We start from the raw sequence: 16,340 nt of genomic DNA, 5'->3' as shown, positions 1-16,340 counted from the left end.
GCAGGGGCGCTCACTCCGTGGGGAGCTTCAGGTCGCTGGGCAGGCCGCTGGGCAGGTCGCCGATCTCGGGGATCTCGGTGGACACTTCGGGGACCTCGACCTTGGTGAAGGTGTCGGTGGTGCCCGACTCCCAGGCGACGGTGAGCCTCTCGCCCTTCACGCTCTTGACCGTCCCCTTGGTGCGGTCGGTGCTGCCGTCGGTGCACTTGAGGGCGAAGGTGACCGGATCGGCGTCGGTGTCCGCCGTGCCCGTGCAGGTGGTCTCGCCCAGCAGCGCCGCCTGGTCGCCGCTGACGCTCAGCACCATCGCCTTGCCGCCGCCCTCGGCGCTCCAGGTGCCGTTCACCCCGCCGGTCGCCGCCTCGCCGCCGGGGCTGCCGGTGGGCTCGGCGGTCTGCTCGGAGCTCGGCTTCGGCTCGGTCTCCCCCGAGCCGCCGTCGCTTCCGCAGCCGCTCACCAGCAGGGCTGCGGCCAGGACGGCGGCCGCTCCCGCGTACCGTGCTGACGTGCGCACGTGGTCCCCCTCCATGCGTGTTCACTGCGTATTGCAAGGACAGGTCAAGCTAGCAGGTGGGGCCGGAGGGCGCGCCGGTCCGGAACGGATCCCGGACCGGCGCGCCCTCCGGCGGAGACCGGTCCGGTCACCGTGCGCGGTCACCGTGCCGCGGCCGCCGGAGGACGGACACCGGCCGGCTCCGGCCGACGCGCTACCGCGTCACCACAGCTACCGGTCGGCGGCCGGGTGGATGCGGCCGGACACCTCGCCCAGGCCGATGCGGGAGCCGTTCGGGCCCGGCGCCCAGGCGGTGATGACGACCTCGTCGCCGTCCTCCAGGAACGTCCGCCTGCCATCGGGGAGCTCGACCGGGTCGCGGCCGGACCAGGTCAGTTCCAGCAGGCAGCCGCGCTGGTGCACCTCCGGGCCGCTGACGGTGCCGGAGGCGAAGAGGTCTCCGGTGCGCAGCGAGGCGCCGTTCACGGTCATGTGGGCGAGTTGCTGGGCGGCCGTCCAGTACATCGCGGAGAACGGCGGCTCGGCGATGGTGTGGCCGTTGAGGGAGACGGAGATCCGCAGATCCAGTCCGCCGGGCTCCCCGCCCGCGGAGTCCTCCAGGTAGCCCAGCAGCGGGTGGGTGCGCTGCGGCGGCTCGGTGCGGGCGGCGTCGAGGGCGTCCAGGGGGGTGACCCAGGCCGAGACGGATGTCGCGAAGGACTTCCCCAGGAACGGGCCCAGCGGCACGTACTCCCAGGCCTGGATGTCGCGTGCCGACCAGTCGTTGACCAGGCAGACGCCGAAGACGTGCTCCCGGAAGGCCGCCTGCGGCACCGGCTCGCCCAGCCGGGAGGGGGTGCCGACGACGAAGCCGACCTCCGCCTCGATGTCCAGGCGGCGGGACGGGCCGAAGGAGGGGGAGGCCTCGTCGGGGGCCTTGCGCTGCCCCTGCGGACGGACGACGGGGGTGCCGGAGACCACGACGGTGCCCGAGCGGCCGTGGTAGCCGATCGGCAGGTGCTTCCAGTTGGGGGTGAGCGGTTCGCCGCCGGGACGGAAGATCCGCCCGACGTTGGTGGCGTGGTGCTCGCTGGCGTAGAAGTCGACGTAGTCGGCCACCTCGAAGGGGAGGTGGAGGGTGACGTCCTCGAGCCGGACCAGGCTGTGCGTGACGGTGCCGGCGTACTCGGGGGAGGTCAGCCAGGAGCGCAGTTCGGCGCGCACCGCCTGCCAGACCGGGCGGCCCGCCGCCATCAGGGGGTTGAGGTTCGGCTTCTGGAGCAGGCCGGTGTGGGGCGAGCCGTAGGCGTCGGCCGCGGAGCCCGCGTCCAGGACGTAGTCGCCGTAGCGCACGCCGATCCGGGGCAGATCGGGGTCGTCCTCGGTGGTGAAGACGCAGTAGGGCAGGTTGTCCGGGCCGAAGAGGTGGTCTCCGGGCAGTTCGAGCGGGGTCGCGTCGGACATGGGTGAGGTGCCTCGCCTTCGAGGTCGTCGCCGGTCAGGGCCGCGAACAGGCTACGCGGTGGTGATCCGCGGCAGAAGCGACCCGCTGCGGGCCCGTGGAGGGCCGGGGTGCGGCCTCCGTCACAGAGGCAACGCGGCGGCTGTGATCGTCTCGGAACCGGCTACGCTGCCAGGGATGATGATGGTGACAGTGGCCCGGCGGTACGGCGACACACCGCGAAGGCCGCGACGAGCCGCGTGATCGTTCGCTGATCGTACGGAGACAGGAGTACCCCTCGTGACCGTCGTCGGGCCCTTCGGGCTGAGCGTGCGGGACCATGCGCTGGAAACCGATGTCCAGGCGGGGTTGGCGGCTGTCGAGGAGGGCCTCATCGAGGCCACCAAGAACGGCGTGCCCTTCATAACGGAAGCCGCGCAGCACCTGGTACGGGCCGGCGGGAAGCGATTCCGCCCGCTGCTGGTGATGCTGGCGGCGCAGTTCGGTGATCCCCACGCCCCCGGGGTGGTCCCCTCGGCGGTGGTCGTGGAGCTGACGCACCTGGCGACGCTCTACCACGACGACGTGATGGACGAGGCGGACGTGCGGCGCGGGGTGGCCAGCGCCAACGCCCGCTGGGACAACTCCGTGGCCGTCCTCACCGGCGACTTCCTCTTCGCCCGGGCCTCGCACATCCTGGCCGACCTGGGCCCGGAGGCGGTCCGGATCCAGGCCGAGGCGTTCGAGCGGCTGGTGACCGGGCAGATCCTGGAGACGGCGGGACCGCAGGAGGGCGACGATCCGATCGCCCACTACCTCGACGTGATCGCGGGCAAGACCGGCTCGCTGATCGCGGTGGCCGGACGCCTCGGCGCGACGATGTCGGGCGCGGACGAGAACGTCGTCGACACCCTCACCCAGTACGGGGAGCGGATCGGCACCGCCTTCCAGCTGGCCGACGACGTGCTCGACATCGCCAGCGACTCCCACGAGTCCGGCAAGACACCCGGCACGGACCTGCGGGAGGGCGTCGTGACGCTGCCGATCCTGCGCCTGCGCGCCCGCGCGGCCCGCGACGGTTCGCCGGAGGACCTGGCCCTGTGCGCGCTGCTGGACGGCGATCTGACCGATGACGCCCGGCGTGCGGAGGCACTGGCGGGGCTGCGCACCCATCCGGCGCTGGAGGAGGCGCGGCGCGACACGATCCGCTATGCGGACGAGGCCCGCAACGCCCTGGCGCCCCTGCCGGACTGCGCGGCCAAAGAGGCCCTCTCCTATCTGTGCGACTCGGTGGTCCACCGCGCGGGCTGATCGCGGCGGGGGTCCCGTTTCCCCTGGCCCGGCCGGGTCCGTACGCCTCGGGGAGGGTGCGGCGGGCCGTACGCGCTGCCGGTGGGACGAGGTGGCGCCGGTGGTGTCATACCTCGGGAGTAGATCGGCTTGACCCTGTCGTCTGACGCCCTGTCCGGAGCAATTTGGTGGGATTGACACCGTCACCCCGCACCGGAATGGGTGAGAATGGCGGCCAGGGGTTGACGAGTGCGACGTACGGACCGACCGCCGCCGATCACGGAGGTAAGGGCACACATGGCACGGACCCGACCGATGAAGAAGGCATTGCGTTACGCGGTGCCGGCCACCGTGGCCGGAGCGGCGGTGGCAGCCGTCGGCCTCGTACCGGCACTGGCCAGTTCCGGCGGCAGCCCGGATCTGCCGGAGATCAGCGCCGAGGAACTGGTCGCGAAGATCGCGGCCTCGGACACACAGCAGCTGTCCGGGACGGTGAGGATCACCACCGATCTCGGTCTTCCCGCCCTGCCCGGCATGGGCTCGGGCGGTCACGGCGGCGGCAAGGAGGAGGGCGACGGGGACGGCGCCGGGAACGCCGACCCGCGCGGAAGGCTCGCCGAGCTGGCCTCCGGCTCCCACACCCTGCGCGTGGCGGTGGACGGACCGGACAGACAGCGCCTCTCGATCGTGGAGAAGGCCGCGGAGTACAGCCTCATCCGCAACGGCGGCGACGTGTGGGCGTACGACAGCGCCACCGGAACCGTCCACCACACCGTTCTCCCGCAGGAGGCCGAGCGGGGCGCCGGCCGGGGCGAGACCCCCGGAGGGCTGGAGAAGGCCACCCCGCAGAAGGCCGCCCAGGAGGTCCTCAAGGCCGTCGACGCCACCACCTCGGTCACCGTCGACGGTACGGCGAAGGTCGCCGGGCAGAACGCCTACCAGCTGCTGATCGAGCCGAAGCAGCCGGAGAGCACGGTCGGGTCGGTGCGGATCGCGGTGGACGCGGACAGCGGCGTGCCGCTGAAGTTCACACTCACCCCCAAGGGCGGTGGAAAGGCCGCCGTCGACGTGGGCTTCACCGAGGTGGACTTCGCCAAGCCGGACGCCGGCACCTTCGACTTCAAGCCGCCGAAGGGCGCGAAGGTCACCGAGGAGAGGCTCGACGGCGGACCGAACGGCTTCGGTGAGATGCCGCACAAGGATGGCAAGGGAGGCCACGGCAAGGGCCCGGACGGTGCCGGGGGGCTGCCGTCCGGCCTGGAGGTCATCGGTGAGGGCTGGGGCTCGGTCGCCAGGATCGAACTGCCCGGCGGGGGCCCGGTGCCCGGTACGGACGCCGGTCGGGAGGCGGCACCCGAGGCGCGGAGGCTGCTCGACGGCCTCACCGAGGAGGTCAAGGGCGACTTCGGCACCGGCCGGTTCTTCGGCACCCGCCTCGTCAACGCCCTGATCACCGACGACGGCACCGTGTACGTCGGAGCCGTCACCCGCGAGGGCCTGGTCAAGGCGGCCGGCTCCGCCGACGGGGGCAGGTAGCGCGCCTGCCGCCCGGTCCCGCGGCCCACCGGCGAGGTGGCGCGGCGGGACCGGTGCGGCACTGCCCCACCGCACCCTCCACTCGACCCGGGGAAGCACCATGCAGTCATCGCCCGCTTCGGACGCGGTCGTCGAGGCCCGCGGCCTCACCAAGCGGTACCGCGGTGGACAGCTCGCCGTGGACGGCCTCGACCTGGCGGTGCCGCGCGGCAGCGTCTTCGGCTTCCTGGGGCCCAACGGCTCGGGCAAGACGACCACGATCCGGATGCTGCTCGGGCTGATCGGGCCCAGCGGCGGCAGCGCGCGGCTGCTGGGCGAGCCGATGCCTGACGCGGCCCGGCGGGTGCTGCCGCGGGTGGGCGCGCTGATCGAGGGCCCGGCGCCGTACGGCTTCCTCTCCGGCCGCGACAATCTGCTGCGCCTGGACGCGGCCGACCCGACCGCCGATCCCCGCACCCGTGCCGCCCGGGTGGGAGAGGCGCTGGAGCGGGTGGGGCTCACGGCCGCCGCCCGGAAGAAGGCACGGGCGTACTCGCTGGGCATGAAGCAGCGCCTCGGTCTGGCGGCGGCGCTGCTGCGGCCGCGTGAGCTGCTGGTGCTGGACGAGCCGACCAACGGGCTGGACCCCCAGGGGATGCGCGAGATCCGCTCCCTCGTGCGGGAACTCGCCGGCGACGGCACCACGGTCTTCCTCTCCTCACATCTGCTGGACGAGATCGAACAGGTCTGTACGCATGCGGCGGTCATGGCCCAAGGGCGGCTGCTGACGCAGGGGCCGGTGGCCGAACTGGCGGCCGGAGCCCGGGGCCGCCTGGCGGTCACCACCCCGGACACCGCGGACGCCGCACGGGTCCTGAAGGAGTACGGCGTGACCGATCCGACCGTCATCGGCGACCGCGTCACCGGTGAGCTTCCGCCCGCCGACCCGCCCGACCCGGCCGAGGTCAACGCCGCCCTGGTGCGGGCCGGGGTCCGGGTGAGGGCCTTCGGCACCGAGCGCGCCTCCCTGGAGGACGCCTTCGTGGCACTGACCGGGGAGGGCTTCGATGTCGCGGGCTGAACTGCCGCAGGACGAGCAGACGGGACGTGCGGGGCACCGGGAGCGCCCTGGCCGCCCAGGGCCTCCAGGGCTTCCGGAGCGCGAGACGGCGCGCGGTGAACCGGCACCGGCCCGGGACCGGGAGTTGGATGAGACCCGGCGCCGCCCCGCTCCGCTGTGGACACTGGGCCTGTTCCGCAGCGAGCTGACCATCACCTTCCGCCGCTGGCGCACCCTGGCGCTGCTCGCCGTGCTGGCGGCCGTCCCGCTGCTGGTCGGGATCGCCGTGAGGATCGAGACCGGGGACGGCGGCTCGGCGGGCGGAGATGGCGGTGAGGGGCCCCCGTTCATCGGCCAGGTGACCAACAACGGACTGTTCCTGGTCTTCACCGCACTCGCGGCCACCCTCCCCTTCTTCCTCCCCATGGCGGTCGGGGTCGTCGCAGGTGACTCGGTCGCGGGCGAGGCGAGCGCGGGAACCCTGCGTTACCTGCTGGTCGCTCCGGCCGGCCGCACGCGGCTGCTGCTCGCCAAGTTCACCGCCATCCTGGCCTTCTGCCTGGCGGCGACCCTGACCGTGGCGGTCTCCGCACTGGCCACCGGAGCCCTGCTCTTCCCCCTGGGCGAGGTGACCCTGCTGTCCGGGACCACGGTCTCCCTCGCCGATGGGATGCTGCGAGCGATGGCCATAGCGGTCGCCGTCGCCGTCTCACTGGTCGGTCTGGCGGCGCTGGGTCTGTTCGTCTCGACCCTGACCAACAGCGGTATCGCCGCCATGGCCACCACCGTCGGCCTGTTGATCACCGTGCAGATCCTCAGTGCGATCCCGCAGTTGGACGCGATCCACCCCTACCTCTTCCCCCATCACTGGATGTCCTTCGCCGACCTTCTGCGCGACCCCGTCCACTGGGACGACCTACTCGACAACCTCCGCCTACAGGGGCTGTACGCGGCCGTCTTCGGCTCCGCCGCATGGGCCCGCTTCACCGGCCGGGACATCGCGGTCTGAGTGGTGCCCCGGCCGGCGGCCGGGCCTCCTCGTGCCACGCAGACTCATGCCACGCAGAACTCGTTGCCCTCGGGATCGGCCATCACCGTCCACTCGCCACCCGGCTCTCTCACCTGCCGTATGACCGTCGCGCCCAGGCCCTCCAGCCGGGCGACGGTCTCCTCGCGCCGCCCGGGGCCCGAATGGACGTCGATGTGCAGGCGGTTCTTGACCGTCTTCGGCTCCGGGACGCGCTGGAAGAGCAGGCGCCGCCCCAGCCCCGCGCCGCTGTCGGGGTCGGCCGGGTCCTCCGGATGGCGTGCCGCCGCCAGGTCGCGCCAGGCACGGCGGCCGTGGTGTTCGACCAGGATGTCCTCGCTCACGGCGCCAAGGCCGAGCAGGCGCTCGATCAGGGTGCTGTTGTCCTCCACCCGGTAACCCAGGGCCGCGGCCCAGAAGTCGGCCTGCCGGTGCGGGTCCGCGCAGTCGATCACCAGCTTCCAGCCCAGCACCTCCTGAGCTCCGCCCGCTGCGGCGGCCTCGTCCGCCGTGACCGCCCTGCCCGATGTCTCCGTCATCGCCCCGTCTCCCGTTCGCCGGACTTCCCTCTGGCCTGTAACCAGTTATATTGGTTACGTGACGGAGTCCGCAACGGGCCTGGTGCTGCACTCACCCGAAGGAGTGCCCTACCGCTTCGATCCGGGATCCCTGTGCCTCGAGCTGCTGCCGACGGGCGGACCCGGGAGGTACGCGCGCCACGAGGTGCTGCACGAGCCGGCGAACCTCGTGGTCTGGGCCGCCCGCTCCCGGCTGCGCCCCGCGCCCTCGATCGAGGTGACGGAGGCGGAGCTGGCCGCGGCCAAGGAGCTGCGTGCCGCGCTGTGGCGGATGGCGGTGGACCGGGCGCACGGCCGCGCACCGCGCCCGCAGGACGTGGCGGCGGTCAACGAGGCCGCGTCCCGCCCGCCGCTGCCGGTGCGGTTGCGGCAGGACGGCGGGCGGGGCTGGGCCAGGGAGTGGGGGCCGGGCGCGACCGGTGCGCATCTGCTCTCGACCGTCGCGCGCGACGCCGTCGACCTGTTCGGCGGCCCGTACGCCCACCGGGTACGGGAGTGCGCGTCGGACGACTGCTGTCTGGTCTTCGTGGACACCTCGCGTCCCGGCCGCCGCCGCTGGTGCTCGATGGAGCGCTGCGGCAACCGTCACAAGGTCCGGGCGCTGCGCGCCCGCCGCGAGGAGGGGGAGGCGGCCGGGGGCTCCCCGGACTCGGGGTCCGGGGAGCCCGGGAGGTGAAGGGGGCCGGACGGGTCAGAAGGTGAGCCGCCAGCTGTCGATGTAGCCGGAGTCGGAGCGGTAGACGTCCTGGACGCGCAGCTTCCAGGTGCCGTTGGCCGCCTCGGAGGAGGCGTTGACGGTGTAGGTGGTGATCACGTCGTCGCCCGAGTCCCAGGAGCTGTTCTTCAGCCGGTAGCTGCTGCCGTCCGGGGCCACCAGGTCGATGACGAGGTCACCGCGGTAGGTGTGCTTGATGTCGACGCCGACCTCGAGGTCGCCCGGGGCGTTGCCGGAGAGGCCGGTGACGGAGATCGGGGACTCCACCGTGCCCGGGTCGGGGATCCGGTGGTCGTCCGTGTTCTCGAAGACGCGGCCGTCCGGCGGCGGGGTGGCGGTGCCCGAGCTCAGCGTCCACACCGCGTGGGCGGCGGCGTCGCTGTTGCGGTCCAGGGCGGTGTCGTTGATGTTGGAGGTGGTGTCGCAGGAGGAGTGGTAGCAGCGGTCGAAGGCCTGCCCCGCGGTGCCGCCCCACTTCTGCGCCTGAGCGCTGGTCTTGACGCGTCCGGCACCGGTGAACAGCCCGCCGACGGGGACGCCCGCGCTCTTGAACGGGGCGTGGTCGGACCGTCCGTCGCCCTCCGTCTCGATCTCGGTCGGGATGCCCTTGGCGGCGAACCAGTCCTTGAAGACCTTCTCGATGGCCGGGTCGTCGTCGTAGACGAAGTAACCGGCGTTCGGGGAGCCGATCATGTCGAAGTTGAGGTAGCCGTCGATCTTCGACCGCTCCGTGGCGGGGAGGCTGTTGACGTAGTGCTTCGAGCCCACCAGCCCCAGTTCCTCGGCTCCCCACCAGGCGAACCGCAGGTGCTTGTCGGGCCGGTACCCGGCACGGGCCACGGCCAGGGCGGTCTCCAGGACGGCGGCGGAGCCGGAGCCGTTGTCGTTGATGCCGGCACCGCTGCTGACCGAGTCCAGGTGCGCCCCGGACATGAGGACGGCGCCGCTGTCGCCGCCGGGCCAGTCGGCGATCAGGTTGTAGCCGGTGGTCCCGTTGTAGGTGAACTGCTGGAGGGTGGTGGTGTAGCCGGCGGCGTCCAGCTTGCCCTTGACGTAGTCGATCGAGGCCCGGTAGCCGGGGCGGCCGTGGGCGCGGTTTCCGCCGTTGGCGTTCGCGATCGTCTGGAACTGCGAGAGGTGCGCCTTGACGTTGCTGAGCGGGATGTCCGGTGCCGCCGCGGCCGAGGCGGCACCGGCCGGGGTGGCGCCGGCCGCGGCCGGCGCGGTCGTCGCGGTGAGCAGCCCGGCGGCGAGCGCACCGGCGAGTCCGGCCCCGAGAACGGCGCGGTGGAGGGGGGATCTTCGGGGGAGCCGTCGTCCAGCGCGAGTGGGCATCATGCCTCCTGTGGGGGTTGACGTGAGCATGATGCTGATGTGGTGTCGATGCGCCGTCAAGGGCGGAATTCGGACACAAGTGTCCGTATAGCGGACGATTGTGTACTGACGTGCGGCCGGTCGGCGGCATATCACGGAATGGCTGATTCCGGACGTTCCTCCTTCGGGGGCTCCCGCGAAGGTTCTCCGAAGGAGGGAACGGCCGGAACCGGCCGCGGCGGGTCTTCCGGAATCAGCCCTTCGCGGCGTCCGACGGCGTACCGGCCACCGCCGGGCGGTCCGCCCGGCGGCCGGGTTCCCCGGTCTCCCCGGTCTCCTCGGGCTCCGAGTCCCCGGCCTTCCCACCGCCCGTCCGCGATGTCCGTGCGGACGCCGCCGCGGCCGCCGCCCGCAGCCGTGCCCGCGAGCGGCGCGCGGTGCGCAGGGCGTCCCAGGTGAGCAGGCACAGCGCGGCCCAGACGAGCAGGAAGCCGGCCCAGCGCTCGGGCGGCATCTCCTCGTCGAAGGCCAGCAGGCCCAGCAGGAACATCGAGGCGGGTGCCAGGTACTGCAGCAGGCCGATCGTGGACAGCGGCAGCCGTACGGCCGCCCCGCCGAAGAAGATCAGCGGCAGCGCGGTCGCCAGTCCGGCGAGGGAGAGCAGCAGCGCGTGCCCGGTGCCCTCGGTGGCGAAGGTGGCCTCGCCCCGCGAGCCCAGGAAGACCAGGAAGGCGGCCGCGGGCAGGAACTGCACGGCAGTCTCGGCCCCGAAGCTCGCCACCCCGTCCAGCCGGACGCCCTTCTTGATCAGGCCGTAGAGCGCGAAGGTGACGGCCAGGACGAGCGAGAGCCAGGGCAGCCGGCCGTACGCGACGGTCATCACCCCCACCGCCAGCGCCCCGATGCCGACGGCCACCCACTGGGCGGGCCGCAGCCGCTCGCGCAGCAGCAGGACGCCGAAGGCGATGGATATCAGCGGGTTGATGAAGTAGCCGAGCGACGCCTCGATGACCTTCCCGGTCCCCACGGCCCAGATGAACAGGCCCCAGTTGACCGAGATCAACCCGGCCGCCAGGACTATCAGTCCGAGCCTGCGGGGATCGCGCAGCAGCGGGCGCACCCACGCCCAGCGGCGCAGCGCGGCCAGGATGACCAGCGCGGTGGGCAGCGACCACACCATCCGGTGGGCCAGGACCTCGGTGGCGCCGGCGGGCTCCAGCAGCGCCCAGTACAGGGGGAGCAGGCCCCACATCCCGTAGGCGGCGAAGCCGAACAACAATCCCGTGCGCTGCTCGCCCTGCGACTCCAACGTTCCTCCTCCGGGGGCGGCCGGTCCGGCCGGACCGGCCTGTCTTGCCGACCTCAAGACGGTAGCGCCGTACGCCCCTGCTGTCATTCCCGTTCCGGCATACGGTGCTTACGTATCGTGCTCCTCCCCGCACACTCGGCGCACTCCGGCCGGACCCCGCGCCGCCGGAACGGCCGAGGGGCCGGTCCCGCCAGGCGGGACCGGCCCCTCACGTGGGCGGATGTGCCGTCAGCCCACGACCGTCCAGGTGTCGTTGCCGGACAGGAGCGCGCCGAGGTCGCCCTTGCCGTTCTGCACGACGGCCTTCTCCAGCTGCTCGGCCATGAGGCTGTCGTAGACCGGGCGGCGTACGTCGCGCAGGACGCCGATGGGGGTGTGGTGCAGGGTGTCGGCGTCGGCGAGCCGGGAGAGGGCGAAGGCGGTCGTCGGGGAGGCGGCGTGGGCGTCGTGGACCAGGACACCGTCGGTGCCCTCCACCGTGACGTCGATCACCTTCAGGTCTCCGGTGGCCTGGTCGCGGACCACGCCCTTGGAGCCCAGGCCGTCACCTCCCCGCTCCGCCCCGAACGGCGCGCCGAAGCGGATCGGCTGTCCGTGCTCCAGCCGGATCACGGCCTCCAGCGCCTGATCCTTGTCCTTCAGCACCTCGAAGGCGCCGTCGTTGAAGATGTTGCAGTTCTGGTAGATCTCCACCAGGGCGGTGCCCGGGTGGTCGGCGGCCGCCCGCAGCACGCTCGTCAGGTGCTTGCGGTCGGAGTCGACGGTGCGGGCCACGAAGGACGCCTCCGCGCCGATCGCCAGCGACACCGGGTTGAAGGGCGCGTCCAGCGAGCCCATCGGCGTCGACTTGGTGATCTTGCCCACCTCGGAGGTGGGGGAGTACTGGCCCTTGGTGAGCCCGTAGATCCGGTTGTTGAACAGCAGGATCTTCAGGTTCACGTTCCGGCGGAGCGCGTGGATGAGGTGGTTGCCGCCGATGGACAGCGCGTCGCCGTCACCGGTGACCACCCAGACCGACAGATCCGGCCGGGAGGAGGCCAGCCCGGTGGCGATGGCCGGGGCGCGGCCGTGGATGGAGTGCATCCCGTAGGTGTTCATGTAGTACGGGAAGCGGGAGGAGCAGCCGATGCCGGAGACGAAGACGATGTTCTCCTTCGCCAGCCCGAGCTCCGGCATGAAGCCCTGGACGGCGGCCAGAACGGCGTAGTCACCGCAGCCGGGGCACCAGCGGACCTCCTGGTCGGACTTGAAGTCCTTCATGGTCTGCTTGCCGTCGGCCTTGGGGACCAGGGAGAGCGCCTCGAAGGTGGGCGCCTCCGTCGTGGTCTCAGCCATCGATGGCCTCCTTCAGAACGGTGGCGAGTTGCTCGGCCTTGAACGGCAGGCCGCGGACCTGCGTGAACGACTGGGCGTCGACCAGGTACTTCGCCCGCAGCAGGGTGGCCAGCTGTCCGAGGTTCATCTCGGGGACGATCACCTTGTCGTAGCGCTTAAGCACCTCGCCGAGATTCCCCGGGAAGGGGTTGATGTGGCGCAGGTGGGTCTGGGCGATCTTCTCGTCGGCGGCGCGCAGGCGGCGCACCGCGGCGGTGATCGGCCCGTATGTCGAGCCCCAGCCCAGCACCAGCACCCTCGCGTCGCCGGTGGGGTCGTCGACGGCGGCGTCCGGCACCTCGATGCCGTCGACCTTGGCCTGGCGGGTGCGGACCATGAAGTCGTGGTTGGCCGGGTCGTAGGAGATGTTGCCCGTGCCGTCCTGCTTCTCGATGCCGCCGATGCGGTGCTCCAGGCCCGGAGTGCCCGGGACGGCCCAGGGACGGGCCAGGGTCTGCGGGTCGCGCTTGTACGGCCAGAAGACCTCGGTGCCGTCCTCGGTGGTGTGGTTCGGCCCGGTCGCGAACTGCACCCGCAGGTCGGGCAGCTCGTCGGGCTCCGGGATCCGCCACGGCTCGGAGCCGTTGGCCAGGTAGCCGTCGCTCAGCAGGAAGACCGGGGTGCGGTACGTCAGCGCGATCCTGGCCGCGTCCAGCGCCGCGGTGAAGCAGTCGCCGGGGGTGGCCGGGGCGACGATCGGCACCGGGGCCTCGCCGTTGCGCCCGTACATCGCCTGGAGCAGATCGGCCTGCTCGGTCTTGGTCGGCAGACCCGTGGAGGGGCCGCCGCGCTGGATGTCCACGATCAGCAGCGGCAGCTCCAGGGAGACCGCGAGCCCGATCGTCTCGGACTTCAGCGCGACGCCGGGACCGGAGGTGGTGGTCACGGCCAGCGCACCGCCGAAGGCGGCGCCCAGCGCGGCGCCGATGCCCGCGATCTCGTCCTCGGCCTGGAAGGTGCGCACGCCGAAGTTCTTGTGGCGGCTCAGCTCGTGGAGGATGTCCGAGGCCGGGGTGATCGGGTACGAGCCCAGGTACAGCGGAAGGTCCGCCTGCTGGGACGCGGCGATCAGTCCGTAAGACAGCGCCAGGTTGCCGGAGATGTTGCGGTAGGTGCCCGGCGGGAAGGCGGCCGAGGCCGGGGCGACCTCGTAGGAGACGGCGAAGTCCTCGGTGGTCTCGCCGAAGTTCCACCCCGCCCGGAAGGCGGCCACGTTCGCCTCGGCCACCTGCGGCTTCTTGGCGAACTTCCTGCGCAGGAAGGATTCGGTGCCCTCGGTGGGCCGGTGGTACATCCAGCTCAGCAGGCCCAGCGCGAACATGTTCTTCGCCCGCTCGGCGTCCCGGCGGGCCAGACCGGAGTCCTTCAGCGCCTCGATCGTCAGCGTCGTCAGCGGCACCGGGTGGACGCGGTACGCCTCCAGCGAGCCGTCCTCCAGCGGGCTGGCGGCGTAGCCGACCTTGGCCATCGCGCGCTTGGTGAACTCGTCGGTGTTGACGATGATCTCCGCGCCCCGCGGAAGGTCGCCGATGTTCGCCTTCAGCGCGGCCGGGTTCATCGCCACCAGCACGTCGGGCGCGTCACCGGGCGTGAGGATGTCGTGGTCGGCGAAGTGGAGCTGGAAGGACGACACCCCCGGCAGCGTCCCGGCGGGCGCCCGGATCTCGGCCGGGAAGTTGGGCAGCGTGGAGAGGTCGTTGCCGAACGACGCCGTCTCCGAGGTGAACCGGTCACCGGTCAGCTGCATACCGTCACCGGAGTCGCCGGCGAAACGGATGATGACCCGCTCCAGTCGCCGGACCTCCTTGGCCGGTGAGCCGGGTGAGCGCTGCTGATCGGCTGGGCTACTGACCTGGCTGGTCACTGGACTGGTACCTCCCTTGAGGCGGCGGCTCGTCAGCCATCGTACGTGGGTAAGGGTGACCTTCCTGCGGCCGGTCACATGCTGGACGTTCGGATGAGACGACACTCAGGGGCGTGCGCATATTCCGGCGGCGTCCTGGAGCCCCTCTGGAGCCCCGGCACGGTTGCGCCTCCGGCGGCGGTTCCCTGCCCGGCCGCGCCGCCCACCGGGCCGGGACCGCCGCCGGACTACGACTTCAGATACGTCAGCACGGCCAGCACCCGGCGGTGGTCCTCGCCGCCCGGTGCCAGACCCAGCTTGAGGAAGATGTTGCCGACGTGCTTCTCCACCGCTCCGTCGCTGACCACGAGCTGCCGGGCGATCGCGGAGTTCGTACGGCCCTCGGCCATCAGCCCCAGCACCTCGCGCTCGCGCGGTGTGAGCCCCGCCAGCACGTCCTGTCTGCGGCTGCGGCCCAGCAGCTGCGCGACCACCTCCGGGTCGAGCGCCGTGCCGTCGCGGGCCACCCGGACCACCGCGTCCGCGAACTCGCGGACATCGGCGACCCGGTCCTTGAGCAGATAGCCCACACCCCGGCCCGAGCCCGCCAGCAGCTCGGTGGCGTACTGCTCCTCCACGTACTGCGACAGCACCAGAACCGCCAGGCCCGGATGGCGGGCGCGCAGCCGGACGGCCGCCCGCAGCCCCTCGTCGGTGTGCGACGGCGGCATCCGCACGTCCGCCACCACCACGTCCGGCGGCTCGCCCGCGTCGGCCAGCTCGCCGACGACCTTCACCAGCGCCTCGCCGTCGCCGACGCCCGCGACGACCTCGTGGCCGCGGTCGTCCAGCAGACGCGTCAGTCCCTCCCGGAGCAGCACCGAGTCCTCGGCGATGACCACCCGCACCCTGTCCTTCACGTCCCCCACGGTTCCCCGCTCCCCCGTCGTCCGAGTCCTGTGCACAGCATCCCAGGACCGGGACCCGGCGGCGCGGGGGCTGTGGAAAACCGGGGTCAGCCGCCGGCCGGATCGCGCCAGGGCAGCTCGGCGGTGACGGTGGTGGGCCCGCCGTCGGGAGAGTCCACCAGGAGGAGGCCGTCGACGGAGCCCAGGCGCTCGGTGAGGCCGGCCAGGCCGGTGCCGCGATCGGCGCGGGCCCCGCCGCGGCCGTCGTCGGCGACCCGGATGAGGAGGCGGTCGCCGGAGCGCCACACGTCGACCGAGGCCCCGGTGGCGCCGCTGTGCTTGCCGACGTTCTGGAGGAGTTCGGAGACGGTGAAGTAGGCGATGCCCTCGATGGCGGGCGCGGGGCGGGCGGGGAGGTCCACGGAGACGGTCACGGGGACGGTGCAGCGGGCGGCGGCGTCGGACAGCGCGGGATCCAGGCCGCGATCGGTGAGGATGGCGGGGTGGATGCCGCGGGCGAGGTCGCGGAGCTCGGCGAGGGCGAGTTTCACCTCGCCGTGTGCCTCGTCGACCATCCTGGCGGCGGCCTGCGGGTCCTCCGGCAGCTTCTCCCTGGCCAGCCCGAGGCCCATGGCCAGTGAGACCAGGCGGGCCTGCGCCCCGTCGTGGAGGTCGCGCTCGATACGGCGCAGATCGGCGGAGGCGGTGTCGGCCACCGCCCGCCGGCCCGACTCCAGCTCCGCGATGCGCCGCTCCAGCTCGTCCGAGGGCGACAGCAGCGAGCGCACCATCACCCGGTCCACATGGGTCAGCCCGCGCGCCAGCCACGGCAGGACGGGCCAGGCGACGAAGAGCGAGGCGAGGCAGACGGTGAAGGTGGCGATGCCCCAGGGCAGGCGGACGAATGAGTAGAGCGCGTGCCGCCAGCCGACCGGGTCCTTCAGGCTCGTCCACAGCCAGGGGAAGAAACCGCCGTGCACCCGGTGCCGGATCGGCGTCGGCTCCTCGACCCGCACCCCGAGCAGCAGCCGCGCGCGGGCCCGTTCCGCCCTGCCGAACAGGCGGCAGCCCGCCAGGCCCAGAGCCAGCACCGGCAGCCCCACGACCGTGACCGACAGCAGCAGGCCGCAGTAGACCCACACGGAGACGTAGAGGAAGCCCGCGATGTCCATCGGCAGGTTGAGCAGGAGGTGCGCGATCTCCTTCCAGGTCCGTGCGCCGAGCGGGGCCCGCGGCGGGGGCAGCCGGTCGTCCTCGCCGGTGCGGGGGGCCTCGGCGGCCCCGCCGGCCCGCGGGCCGTGAGGGGTGTCCGGCACACCCGGTGTGACCGATGTCTCCGAGGCGTCCGCGGTCTCCGCGGCGGCAGGGGCGTAGGGGGCGTGCGGGCCGTCGGGCGCGGCGCGGCCGGAGGTCGGGGGGCTCGCGGTCATGGGCACAAGACTGCCGGGTGCCGGGGGCGCGCCACCATGGGGT

At 72.5% G+C, this 16,340-nt stretch carries 14 protein-coding genes; 5 read left to right on the top strand and 9 right to left on the bottom strand.

Features of this window, described 5'->3' with window-relative positions; translation table 11 throughout:
• Positions 1–10 precede the first annotated feature (10 nt).
• Together QPK52_RS10700 and fahA are read right to left on the bottom strand one after the other, a co-directional pair.
• Positions 11–514, bottom strand: coding sequence for a hypothetical protein (locus QPK52_RS10700; RefSeq protein WP_410537222.1), 504 nt, complete (start codon positions 512–514; stop codon positions 11–13).
• Positions 515–724: 210 nt separating this feature from the next.
• Positions 725–1,957 carry a fumarylacetoacetase gene (fahA, locus tag QPK52_RS10695; RefSeq protein WP_410537220.1) on the bottom strand — a complete coding sequence of 411 codons (1,233 nt, stop codon included), beginning with the start codon at positions 1,955–1,957 and terminating at the stop codon, positions 725–727.
• A gap of 277 nt (positions 1,958–2,234) precedes the next feature.
• Between fahA and QPK52_RS10690 the strand changes: the two genes are divergently transcribed.
• The 4 genes from QPK52_RS10690 to QPK52_RS10675 all read left to right on the top strand — a co-directional run bounded on the left by QPK52_RS10690 (position 2,235) and on the right by QPK52_RS10675 (position 6,808).
• Entirely contained in the window at positions 2,235–3,245 is a 1,011-nt protein-coding gene (locus tag QPK52_RS10690; protein WP_410537218.1) for a polyprenyl synthetase family protein, read from the top strand.
• A gap of 276 nt (positions 3,246–3,521) precedes the next feature.
• On the top strand, positions 3,522–4,760 hold the full coding sequence (locus tag QPK52_RS10685) for a LolA family protein (protein ID WP_410537217.1): 1,239 nt from the start codon (positions 3,522–3,524) through the stop codon (positions 4,758–4,760).
• 100 nt (positions 4,761–4,860) lie between these two features.
• On the top strand, positions 4,861–5,820 hold the full coding sequence (locus QPK52_RS10680; protein ID WP_093660486.1) for an ABC transporter ATP-binding protein: 960 nt from the start codon (positions 4,861–4,863) through the stop codon (positions 5,818–5,820).
• Complete coding sequence (locus QPK52_RS10675) at positions 5,807–6,808, top strand: ABC transporter permease (RefSeq protein ID WP_410537215.1); 1,002 nt, start codon at positions 5,807–5,809, stop codon at positions 6,806–6,808. The genes QPK52_RS10680 and QPK52_RS10675 overlap by 14 nt, the downstream gene beginning before the upstream one ends.
• 44 nt (positions 6,809–6,852) lie before the next feature.
• Here the strand turns inward: QPK52_RS10675 and QPK52_RS10670 are convergent, their stop codons facing one another.
• Complete coding sequence (locus QPK52_RS10670; RefSeq protein WP_410537213.1) at positions 6,853–7,365, bottom strand: VOC family protein; 513 nt, start codon at positions 7,363–7,365, stop codon at positions 6,853–6,855.
• Positions 7,366–7,423: 58 nt separating this feature from the next.
• Here QPK52_RS10670 and QPK52_RS10665 point away from each other — a divergent pair, with 58 nt between their 5' ends.
• Positions 7,424–8,080, top strand: coding sequence for a CGNR zinc finger domain-containing protein (locus QPK52_RS10665; protein ID WP_410537211.1), 657 nt, complete (start codon positions 7,424–7,426; stop codon positions 8,078–8,080).
• A gap of 15 nt (positions 8,081–8,095) precedes the next feature.
• Here QPK52_RS10665 and QPK52_RS10660 read toward each other — a convergent pair whose 3' ends face one another.
• The 6 genes from QPK52_RS10660 to QPK52_RS10635 form a co-directional block, all read right to left on the bottom strand.
• Complete coding sequence (locus QPK52_RS10660) at positions 8,096–9,454, bottom strand: M28 family metallopeptidase (protein WP_410537209.1); 1,359 nt, start codon at positions 9,452–9,454, stop codon at positions 8,096–8,098.
• A 232-nt stretch (positions 9,455–9,686) separates the two neighbouring features.
• Positions 9,687–10,685, bottom strand: coding sequence for an EamA family transporter RarD (gene rarD, locus QPK52_RS10655; RefSeq protein WP_410540283.1), 999 nt, complete (start codon positions 10,683–10,685; stop codon positions 9,687–9,689).
• Between the two features lie 285 nt (positions 10,686–10,970).
• Positions 10,971–12,077, bottom strand: coding sequence for a 2-oxoacid:ferredoxin oxidoreductase subunit beta (locus QPK52_RS10650; protein WP_410537207.1), 1,107 nt, complete (start codon positions 12,075–12,077; stop codon positions 10,971–10,973).
• Complete coding sequence (locus QPK52_RS10645; protein WP_410537206.1) at positions 12,070–13,980, bottom strand: 2-oxoacid:acceptor oxidoreductase subunit alpha; 1,911 nt, start codon at positions 13,978–13,980, stop codon at positions 12,070–12,072. Before QPK52_RS10645 ends, QPK52_RS10650 begins: the two co-directional genes overlap by 8 nt.
• A gap of 227 nt (positions 13,981–14,207) precedes the next feature.
• Positions 14,208–14,879: a response regulator transcription factor gene (locus tag QPK52_RS10640; RefSeq protein ID WP_410540281.1), complete on the bottom strand. Its 672-nt coding sequence runs from the start codon at positions 14,877–14,879 to the stop codon at positions 14,208–14,210.
• A gap of 95 nt (positions 14,880–14,974) precedes the next feature.
• Positions 14,975–16,297, bottom strand: coding sequence for a sensor histidine kinase (locus QPK52_RS10635; protein WP_410537204.1), 1,323 nt, complete (start codon positions 16,295–16,297; stop codon positions 14,975–14,977).
• Between the last annotated feature and the right edge of the window lie 43 nt (positions 16,298–16,340).

The sequence above is a fragment of the Streptomyces sp. KL2 genome, assembly GCF_046529545.1.
GTDB classification, from domain to species: Bacteria; Actinomycetota; Actinomycetes; order Streptomycetales; family Streptomycetaceae; genus Streptomyces; species Streptomyces radiopugnans.
This window is presented reverse-complemented; position numbering and strand designations above follow the sequence as displayed.

Excerpts from the sequence above, each read along its gene's own strand:
- fahA (WP_410537220.1), bottom strand. The coding sequence starts at position 1,957 with ATGTCCGACGCGACCCCGCTCGAACTGCCCGGAGACCACCTCTTCGGC.
- QPK52_RS10685 (WP_410537217.1), top strand. The coding sequence starts at position 3,522 with ATGGCACGGACCCGACCGATGAAGAAGGCATTGCGTTACGCGGTGCCG.
- QPK52_RS10680 (WP_093660486.1), top strand. The coding sequence starts at position 4,861 with ATGCAGTCATCGCCCGCTTCGGACGCGGTCGTCGAGGCCCGCGGCCTC.
- QPK52_RS10675 (WP_410537215.1), top strand. The coding sequence starts at position 5,807 with ATGTCGCGGGCTGAACTGCCGCAGGACGAGCAGACGGGACGTGCGGGG.
- QPK52_RS10670 (WP_410537213.1), bottom strand. The coding sequence starts at position 7,365 with ATGACGGAGACATCGGGCAGGGCGGTCACGGCGGACGAGGCCGCCGCA.
- QPK52_RS10660 (WP_410537209.1), bottom strand. The coding sequence starts at position 9,454 with ATGCCCACTCGCGCTGGACGACGGCTCCCCCGAAGATCCCCCCTCCAC.
- rarD (WP_410540283.1), bottom strand. The coding sequence starts at position 10,685 with ATGTGGGGCCTGCTCCCCCTGTACTGGGCGCTGCTGGAGCCCGCCGGC.
- QPK52_RS10650 (WP_410537207.1), bottom strand. The coding sequence starts at position 12,077 with ATGGCTGAGACCACGACGGAGGCGCCCACCTTCGAGGCGCTCTCCCTG.
- QPK52_RS10635 (WP_410537204.1), bottom strand. The coding sequence starts at position 16,297 with ATGACCGCGAGCCCCCCGACCTCCGGCCGCGCCGCGCCCGACGGCCCG.